The sequence below is a fragment of the Candidatus Margulisiibacteriota bacterium genome (assembly GCA_031268855.1).
Classification (GTDB): domain Bacteria; phylum Margulisbacteria; class Termititenacia; order Termititenacales; family Termititenacaceae; genus Termititenax.
In genome coordinates, this window is sequence record JAIRWS010000101.1 from 1 (window position 1) to 9203 (window position 9203).

General features: G+C 47.5%; 12 protein-coding genes and 1 pseudogene. 3 read left to right on the top strand and 10 right to left on the bottom strand.

Annotated elements, in window-relative coordinates:
- The coding region (locus tag LBJ25_06045) for a hypothetical protein (protein MDR1453516.1) at nt 1-294 on the bottom strand (294 nt) is incomplete at its 3' end.
- A 78-nt stretch (nt 295-372) separates the two neighbouring features.
- Here LBJ25_06045 and LBJ25_06050 point away from each other — a divergent pair.
- A complete protein-coding gene (locus LBJ25_06050; GenBank protein MDR1453517.1) occupies nt 373-633 on the top strand; it encodes a helix-turn-helix domain-containing protein in 261 nt (86 codons plus the stop codon).
- A gap of 41 nt (nt 634-674) precedes the next feature.
- Here the strand turns inward: LBJ25_06050 and LBJ25_06055 are convergent, their stop codons facing one another.
- The 7 genes from LBJ25_06055 to LBJ25_06085 form a co-directional block, all read right to left on the bottom strand.
- Nucleotides 675-1817, bottom strand: coding sequence for a sodium ion-translocating decarboxylase subunit beta (locus LBJ25_06055; GenBank protein MDR1453518.1), 1143 nt, complete (start codon nt 1815-1817; stop codon nt 675-677).
- 17 nt (nt 1818-1834) lie between these two features.
- Complete coding sequence (locus tag LBJ25_06060) at nt 1835-3625, bottom strand: biotin/lipoyl-binding protein (GenBank protein MDR1453519.1); 1791 nt, start codon at nt 3623-3625, stop codon at nt 1835-1837.
- A 10-nt stretch (nt 3626-3635) separates the two neighbouring features.
- Entirely contained in the window at nt 3636-3836 is a 201-nt protein-coding gene (locus tag LBJ25_06065) for an OadG family protein (protein MDR1453520.1), read from the bottom strand.
- Nucleotides 3826-4521, bottom strand: coding sequence for a biotin--[acetyl-CoA-carboxylase] ligase (locus LBJ25_06070; protein MDR1453521.1), 696 nt, complete (start codon nt 4519-4521; stop codon nt 3826-3828). Before LBJ25_06070 ends, LBJ25_06065 begins: the two co-directional genes overlap by 11 nt.
- A 63-nt stretch (nt 4522-4584) precedes the next feature.
- Nucleotides 4585-5220, bottom strand: a complete 636-nt coding sequence (locus LBJ25_06075; GenBank protein MDR1453522.1) for a DUF4276 family protein — start codon at nt 5218-5220, stop codon at nt 4585-4587.
- Between the two features lie 3 nt (nt 5221-5223).
- The gene (locus LBJ25_06080; GenBank protein ID MDR1453523.1) at nt 5224-6399 is read right to left on the bottom strand and encodes an AAA family ATPase; all 1176 of its coding nucleotides are present in this window, start codon (nt 6397-6399) and stop codon (nt 5224-5226) included.
- A gap of 84 nt (nt 6400-6483) precedes the next feature.
- Nucleotides 6484-6840: a helix-turn-helix domain-containing protein gene (locus LBJ25_06085; protein ID MDR1453524.1), complete on the bottom strand. Its 357-nt coding sequence runs from the start codon at nt 6838-6840 to the stop codon at nt 6484-6486.
- A 132-nt stretch (nt 6841-6972) separates the two neighbouring features.
- Between LBJ25_06085 and LBJ25_06090 the strand changes: the two genes are divergently transcribed.
- On the top strand, nt 6973-7773 hold the full coding sequence (locus LBJ25_06090; GenBank protein MDR1453525.1) for a hypothetical protein: 801 nt from the start codon (nt 6973-6975) through the stop codon (nt 7771-7773).
- A 136-nt stretch (nt 7774-7909) separates the two neighbouring features.
- On the opposite strand, the pseudogene LBJ25_06095 reads toward LBJ25_06090, so the two are convergent.
- Nucleotides 7910-8218 (bottom strand): annotated as a pseudogene (locus tag LBJ25_06095) (helix-turn-helix transcriptional regulator).
- A gap of 197 nt (nt 8219-8415) precedes the next feature.
- Nucleotides 8416-8670 (bottom strand): helix-turn-helix domain-containing protein, encoded by a 255-nt coding sequence (locus LBJ25_06100; protein ID MDR1453526.1) that lies wholly within the window; start codon nt 8668-8670, stop codon nt 8416-8418.
- Nucleotides 8671-8754: 84 nt separating this feature from the next.
- On the opposite strand from LBJ25_06100, the gene LBJ25_06105 reads away from it, so the two are divergent.
- Nucleotides 8755-9203, top strand: a 449-nt coding sequence (locus LBJ25_06105) for a hypothetical protein (GenBank protein MDR1453527.1), incomplete at its 3' end; no start/stop codon positions are given.

Consider the following 9203-nt stretch of genomic DNA (forward strand, 5'->3'; position numbering starts at 1 on the left):
GCTCAGGGACATGTTGTTCAAACTATGACCATGCGCCGGCAAATTGGCGGTGGACAGCTCCAGAGAATTATTGCCGCCCGTGCGGCCACCGCCATCATAACCCATAATAAATTTACTCCGTAGATCCGGCGTTGCCCCGTAAGGCGTCTCCTGCCCGGCGCACTGATACCAGCCCTTGAGCGTGACATTGTCCTGCCAGCTTGTGCCGTCATACTGCAAGATCAGGCCTTTGGGAAAAAAGAGCAAATTCAAAAGATCGTCCGCATACATTTTCTCGCCTGTCGCTATTGTCATATAAATCCCCCCTAAATTTATTCCCTATATAGGACAACTGTCATATATAGCCCCTTAATTATACCTTATGATTATTATATGTCAATTGTCACATATGCGTCGGATAAATCGGGCAGCTTAAAATATTCCAATCAAGACGTAATTACCCGCATCCGCAAAATAAGAAAAAGCAAGAAATTGAGCATGTATATGCTGGCTCTAAATTCCGGCCTGAATAATACGGTCATTCAGCGCGTGGAGCGGGGCGAGCGCGAACCAAAGATCAACACGCTGTTTAAAATTATCGACGGTCTGGAAATGAGTCCGGCGGAATTTTTCAAATCCTTTAGAGAATATTAACGGCTTTATTTTTTAAAACTTAAAATTTGCGCCAGGGATCCTTACTTAAACACCGCCAATAACACACCCGCCACCACCGCCGAGCCAATAACCCCGGAAACATTTGGCCCCATGGCGTGCATCATCAAGAAATTCTGCGGGTCAGCTTCCAGACCCAGCTTATTGGACACGCGCGCGGCCATCGGCACGGCAGAGACTCCGGCTGAGCCGATCAACGGGTTGATTTTTTCTTTGCTGAATAGATTCATCAGTCTGGCCATCAAAACCCCCGCGCCGGAACCGACCGCGAAAGCGGCCAGTCCGAGTATCAAAATGCCGAGAGTCTGAACATTCAGGAATTGCTCGGCTTGCAGCTTGGAGCCGACAGCCAGTCCGAGCAAAATAGTCACGATATTTACCATCGCGTTCTTGGCGGTATCGGCCAGCCGGAAAGTGGCGGCCCCGCACTCGCTCAAAAGATTGCCGAACATAAACGCGCCGATCAGCGGAGCGGCTGACGGCACAAAGACCGCGCAAAGCGCCAGCACCGCCAGCGGAAAAAGTATTTTTTCTGTTTTGCTGACCTGCCGGAGCTGCGTCATTTTTATCTGGCGTTCTTTTTCGGTGGTAAGCCAGCGCATGATCGGCGGCTGAATAATCGGCACCAGCGCCATATAAGAGTAGGCGGCCACGGCTATCGCGCCCAGCAGTTCCGGCGCCAATCTGGTTGTGACATATATCGCCGTCGGCCCGTCCGCCCCGCCGATAATGCCGATCGACGCGGCCTGCCGCAGCGTAAAATTCATACCCGGTAGCGCCACCGCGCCGATGAGCGTGGTGAATATGCCGAATTGCGCCGCCCCGCCGAGCAAAGCCAGCTTGGGATTGGCAATGAGCGGCCCGAAATCAGTCATCGCGCCAATGCCGATAAAAATAAGCAAAGGGAAAACGCCGGAGCCGATGCCGAAATTGTAAACCTGCCGCAAAAAACCGCCCTCATCGATAATGCCGGCCAGCGGTATATTGGAAAGCAGCCCGCCGAAAGCGATCGGCACCAGCAGCAGCGGCTCAAAGCCTTTGGCGATGGCCAGATAGAGCAGGACAAAACAGACGCCTATCATTACCAGATTAGTCCAGTGAAAATTTAACAGCCCCGTGTCGTTTAGAATATTTTGGAGCAGCTGCCAGAGATTTAATGTTTCCATAATGTCGGCCGTAACTCCTATCCCAGCTGCGCCAGTATTTGTCCGCTCGACACCACGTCGCCGGATTTTACTTTGACCGCCAGCAGCACGCCGTCGCGCGGCGCCCTGATCTCTGTTTCCATTTTCATCGCTTCGATGACAAACAAAATTTCATTTTTGGCGACAGGTTTTCCCGCCTCGCGCAGTACCTTCAAAACCGTACCGGGAAACGGCGCCTGAATTCCCCAGGCCTCCGTGGCCGCTGGCTCGGCTGGAGTTTTGGTGGTATCCGCGATGCCGTTCTCGACCTTGATTTCATATTTCTTGCCGTCGACGGTGGCCAGACCGTTTTTATAAATCACGGGATATTTTTTACCGTTGACCGTCACCAGAAAATTATCGGGCTTGGGTTTGTTCTCCTGCTTCTCAATCTTACGCACGCCGATTTTGCCCTCGCCCTTGAGGAAAGCGATGCCTTTTTCCCGGCAGGTCGCGGCAATAAAAATATTTTCCTCGCTGGCCTTCAACTCAGCTTCTTCCAGCATTTTTTTCGCGGCGGCCACGCCTTTCTCGGGATCTTTTTCGTTGAGGTCGACCACTTTTTCCGTCGTTTTCGGCAGCTTCATTTTCTCCTCGGCCAGTTTGACCAGCGTTTCGTCAGGAGCCACTGGCGTTTTACCGAAATAGCCCAAAATCATTTTGCCGTAACCGTCGGCAAATTTTTCCCAGGGGCCGAACATGACGTTATTGAAAGCCTGCTGAAAATAAAACTGCGACACCGGCGTGACGGACGTGCCAAACCCGCCGCGGCAGACCACTTCGCTCATGGCCTTGATAATTTCGGGATATTTATCCAGTATGCCGTTGTCACGCAGCATCTGCGTATTGGCGGTCAGCGCGCCGCCCGGCATCGGCGACAGCGGTATGATCGGCGACACAGCCCGCGCTTCCGGCGGCACAAAATAATCTTTGAGACATTCGGCCAGTACTTCCTCGGTCTTGCGGATTTTTTCCAGATCAAAACCCAGATCGTACTCCGAGCCTTTGAGCGCATGCAGCATGGTCAAAATATCCGGCTGGCAAGTGCCGCCCGACACCGGCGCCAGCGAAAGATCGATGCTGTCCGCTCCAGCCTCCAGCGCGGCCAGATAAGCCGCCACGGAAATGCCCGCGGTCTCGTGCGTGTGAAAAGCCAGCGGCGTTTTTTTGCCGAGCAGTTTTTTGGCCATCTTGAGCGTTTCGTGCACCTTGCGCGGATTACTCGTGCCGGAAGCGTCCTTGAAACACAGCGCCGTGTAAGCAATGCCGGAGTCCAGTATCCGGCGCAGGGTCTTTTCGTAAAACTCCACATCGTGCGCGCCCGCGCAGCCCGGCGGCAGATCCATCATCGTGACCGCGATCTCGTGATTTAATTTATTGTCCGTGATGCACTTGCCGCTGTAGTCCAGATTGTCGACATCATTCAGCGCGTCAAAATTGCGGATCGTCGTCGCGCCGTATTTTTTGAAAAGTTTGGCATGGAGATTGATAATGTCGCGCGGCTGCGATTCCAGCCCCACGACATTCACGCCGCGGGCCAATGTCTGCAGATCAATGTCCGGCCCAACCAGTTTGCGGAACTGCGCCATATTTTCAAAAGCGTTTTCGTTGGCGTAAAAGAAAGAGCTCTGGAACAGCGCGCCGCCGCCGAATTCAAAGCGCTTGAGGCCGGCCTCGACCGCCGCCTCGACCGCTGGCAGATAATCTTTCAGAAAAACCCGCGCGCCGAATACGGACTGCAATCCGTCGCGGAACGCGGTGCACAGCACTTCGATTTTTTTCCTGGCCATAAGCCGCTCCTTAATTTCTGCTGGCAATCGCCGCGACTACCGCCGCGACAAAATTATCATTGACCACTGGCTGTTCCGGCACGGCGGGTTTCTCGGGGAAAAATTTCAGCGTGACCACGCTCAGCAAATTAACCGCCAAGACCAAAAAGACCAGAAAGAAAAACGTTATGCCCATGCCGACAATCGTTATTTGCAGCGCACTAAACCACATGCACATCACCCGCTAAAATTTTTTCTACACCCTGTGCTGTTTGTACCAGCAGAGCACCACTGTCAGTCACCTGAATTACCCTGCCGGTTATTTCTCGCCGGACAGTCTGAACTTGAATTTGCTTGCCTATGATATTTAACTCATTTTGCCATATCTCAAAGAGATTAGCAAATCCAGCGCTTTGCGTCTCTGCGTAAAAAGCAAAAAATTTTTCTAGCAGCCCGCGCAAGAATTCTTCCCTGTCGTGAATTTGGCCGGTTTCCGCCCGCAGCGAAGTCGCCGGCTGGTCCAGCGCGGCCAGATTTTTTTCAGACATGTTCACATTGAGGCCGATGCCGATGACCAGACCCTTGCCGCTGCTCTCGGCCAAGATCCCGCAGATTTTCTTGCCGCCGACCAGCACATCATTGGGCCATTTGATCTGCGCTTCTATATTATGCTGGCGGAGCGCACGGGCAACGGCCAGCGCGGCCAATATAGTCAGCAGCGGATTGCTTCTTTGCTCTTTCAAAACTATCGAGCAGTAAATATTTTCGCCGCGCGGGGATGACCAAACCCTATCTAGTCTGCCGCGGCCAGCCGTCTGTTCCTCGGCGGTGATCACCACGCGGTCGGCCAGCGCGGCTAAATGCGCCAGCGCGTATTTGTTGGTGGAGTCTACGGTGTCCAGACGGATAATATCCATGCGTAATTATAACAACTTTTAAAAGCGGGATTTACTTATCAGCTAAGTTCTTTCCACTTGCCATTATTTTACAATCTTTGACTTTATCAATTCTTCTATCCTCAGAATCATTCGGTTCAAGCTGTCAGTATTTTTACGCGCACAACTAATGTTCCATTTATTTTGGATAAAAGGAATCATGCAGCTATTATACTCTGGCCCCTTGGCTGCTCCTTTTTTTGGCTTTAATTGTTGTATAAACTCAGATTTCCTGCTTTTGGTTATTAAATTATGCGTTAGATACATGCTTGATTTATAAGGAATGTTCATTTCAGTTACAAAATTATGTCCGCCTTGCTTGGTTTGAAAAGAACGTGGCAAATATTCTTTTTTTATAGAAAAATATTCGGAAAAGCCATCTCGATCTGCCATAAGCCAAGCCTCAGCCTCATCAACCGCTACATTGAAAATAAAGTCTTTACTTTTATTATGAATTAACTGCCTTACGAATTGAGGAGCACATTGCGCAGCGTCTAAATCTGTCAATAGAATAACCGGATATGCAGAAGACAACCTATTAAATTCAGCAATTTTACTTTTAATCTGTCCCCCTCGAGCAGGCAATGGAGATATTATTTCCACATCTTTAGAACAATATGCCAGCGCTTTTCTGATAATTTCAAAACTGACTATATCCTCTCCAGCAATATAAACTTTCATATTCTATAAATTCATACTTAACTGGGATATTTTTTGAATATCTTTTGGCTGCGTAAGCGGAATCACTGCATCCGCAATAGTTAATCCAGCCTCTATAATAGGTTTTATTTCTGAAATAGCGCTGACCTTTTTTACGCTTGTCCCTTCCGGTGTTGTCTGCAATAACAATACTTCTTCTGGCGATATTCCTTGGCTGGAAAGCATATCATAACTATGCGTTGTCGTAAGTATTTGTGAGGCTGTTTTTTTTGAACGTTGTATTTTAGCCATAAACTCCGGCAGCTGGGTAATTATGCCGGAATGTAAATTAATTTCTGGCTCCTCTAACAAAATAACTCCATTATTATCAATAAGCGCAAACAAAAAACCAATTAAACGCAGCGTTCCATCTGAGAACTGAGCTTCTTGCTGTTTACTGCCTTTGGCCCGCCAATGTATATACCGCGCCTCTATATGAGGAACACCCATAGGATCTTTAACAAACGACAATTCTTTCAGCTGCGGAACTGCTATCTTTAGAATGTCATTTATTTTTTTAAAGTAAGACTTTCGCGTTCTTTCATTCATTTTAGCCAATCTTTCCAAAAAGTTTCGTCCATAATAATCTTCTTTGGCCTGAGAATGTGCAATCGAGGCAGACTCCCTGACTAACTGAGGCACTACATTTAGATATTCTATATCTTGGAAGAAAGTTTGCAGCTCGCGAAAGTCTTTATTGGCATTTACTTGCTCTAAATTAGTATATTTTAAGGTTTCTTCATCTTCTTTGTCCGTACTGCTATTCCTTATAAGGACAAAATCATTCTTAGCATAAGAAAACACTTCTTCGGAAATGATCTTTACTTGGCTTTTTTTAATTCCACCTCCAGTATGTTTAAAATCTAGATGATATTTCCAAATATTTGCTTCTTCCTCTGGATTGCCAAGTTCCACCGTAATGGACACATTTGTATGTGTGCGCGCGGCGAGACATCTAATTTTAGTAATGCCGCCTCTGTCCTCCACGGCGCTTTGTAAACCTCCAGACTGTTTGGAAACATCCCGCAAAAATCGCAGCGCATCAATAAGATTAGATTTTCCCGAGGCATTAGCCCCCACGATAAAACATCTTTCTGTTAAGTTAACTTCACAATCTTGAAAATTCTTCCAATTATGCAATTTTATTTTCTTTATTATCATAAATCACCATCGCCTTTTTAATGAATAAAGTGACTTACCTGAAAGCTTTTAAATTATAACACAATTGGCTCTTGGCACGCAGGACTAAAGATTTTTAAGCATTTTGCGGACAAATTCTCTAGCGCGGTCATTTAATTTATTGTAGCTTGAGAGTATCTCCAAATTTTCTTTTCTTTGTTTAATCTGCGCCATCATTTTTTCTGAGATTTTGGCCGCTTCACCAAACCACCAGTTCATATCCAGCCCATAAGCCTGATTGATTTTGATCAATGTTTCTAAGCCAGGTAAAGAAGTCCCTTTAAGTATTCTATAGTATTGAGCATAATCTAAATCTAAAAAATAGGCCTCTTCTTCCAGAGTTTGTTTGCTTTTTTCCCGCAATTGCCGGAGTTTTCTACTGATCAAGGCTTTCAGCTCTTGATTTAACATTGAGGAAGTCATTTGTTGATCCTTTAATGAGTTAATTAATCACGGTTTATTCTGTAATGTAATGAGCAAAATCATAATTTATTTATTGACTTTAATCATATTTGTGCTATGCTAATAAACATAAACTAACCAGGGGGTATTTTTATGACTATAGCAACAGGCGAGAGAATGGAGGCGGATGATATTCTCAATCTGACATTTTTCCCGAAAGGCGCGATACTGACTTTCAGTACCGCGGCGTGGGGCGCGACCAGCGCGGAGTTTAAGAATATCTGGAAGATCTGCAACACCGCCAATCACGACGCCGATCCGAATAATGTGCCGGATTTGACGAACAGATTTTTACGCGGCGGAACGAACTCTGATTTTACCACGGGCGGCGGCGCGGATAGCCAGAGCGTGACCCTGACCGACGCTCATCTCCCCGAACACAAGCACGCCGCTGGCAATTTGTCTTTATCCGATCTACAAATAGTTGAAAGCGGCTCGCACGAACATACTCTATCCGGCAAAACAGCCTCTGACGGACTGCATACTCACGGCCATAATTTAGCAGTTGATAATGATACTCACGGCCATTCTTTAAGAAGTGGTGATTACAATGAGAGTAGTTATAGTGATGGTTTGCCGTATTCATATATGGTTGCCGGTAGAAGTTTTAGTGATAGAACCAGAGCTTATTATGAGAAGAATCTTGCTGGCGAAAAGTTTGTGGAAGCCAATACGCACAAGCATGATTTGTCGGGCGGCATTACTAATGCTAGTAGCACTCACGAGCATAGTTTTTCCTCGGACAGCAAAGCAGTCGGCGGCACACATACACATTCGATCACTGGCGGTAACGTTACTGGCGATACGGAGAGCGCCGGCGTTGCCAGACCGGCGTTCAGCGTCAATACCGTGCCCGCTTATTATACGGTGATATATATAATCAAAGTGGTTTAGCCAGTTTGCCGCGTCCTTTTGCGCTCTGCTCAGATGCTCCCCCGGGGTCAGCCGCTGTTTGCCACTCAGCCGGTTGTGCCGGAGTTTGGTCATTCGCCGCTAGAGCGGTTTTAAATTTTTTCTTGTACAGAGCTTGATATTTAAGCCCCCAGTCGGCCATCAGATCCAGCAACTTGCTCAAGTCTCTGGCCAATGCGGTCATGTTGTACTCGACCTTGGGCGGGACTTCGGCATAAACCTTACGGCTGACCAGCCCGTCCTCCTCCATAGAGCGCAGGCTCTGGGTCAAAACTTTTTGGCTGATGCCGACCACGCTGCGCAGCAGCTCGCCAAAACGCTTCGTGCCGAACGACAGCTCGCGCAGGATCAACAGCTTCCATTTATTGCCGATCAGACAGATCGTGATCTCCGCCGGACACTTGGTAGAATTTTGTGAATAACGCATAACGTCCTCCTTATAAATATTTTATTAATCATAACATATTTTATCGTAATGTACATATCAAAACTATGTATAATTGTACACTGTTAGCTATTATAATACTCCCTTGTCACAGAAGTAAAGATGGGGTTACTTTCTGGCAGGTTGTGGAATAAAAAGTCAGTTTAAGAAGTTTTGGTCAGGCCGCGGGACGGATTTTTTCAGCCGAAGACCCGGAAAAACTCCGCGGGCTGCAGGCCGAGGCCGTCGATGATTTTAAGCAGCGTGCTCAGCATCGGCTCGCGTTCGCCGCGCTCGATACGCAATAACATCGAATGGTCTATACAGGATTTATGCGATAGCAGATTTACGCTTAGCTTTCTGACCTTCCGCAATTTAGTAATCTGCCTGCCTATATCTTTCAGGTCATATTTGAGACCAAAGTCTTCTTTCAGATTATTCGGATAACTTGACATGGAATAATTTTAGATTATAATGTGTCAAAAGGTTGTGTCTTAATAATGCTATGTTATGACACATAATCAAAAGGGGGGATTTTTATGGCAGATAATTACACCGACGCGACGGATACGGATTTCAAAGCGGAAAATTATAATATCGACGAGGGCAAGAAACTTTCGGCCGAGGGTATGCGGGCGGCTTTGCATACCAAGGAAAAGGTGGCGAATAAAACAGACGTCATAAACAGCAGTAATAATTCAAGCAATGCGCAATATCCGTCGGTTAAAGCGGTCTATACTCTTGACGGCGGCGCCGTGCACAAAGCCGGAGCGGAAACGATAACCGGTGTTAAGACATTCGGCGCGGCTGACACGGTAGCCGAGCCAAAATTAGGCGCGGCGAAAACGACTGACGCCGCCAATGACGGTACAAAATTCGCCACCGAGGCGCAGGTGTATGCTGTAAAAAGCGCGATCGGCAGCAAACAGGATGGTTTGCCTGTCGGCACAATTCTGCTGTTCGACGGGGCGGGCTGGCGAGACAATGC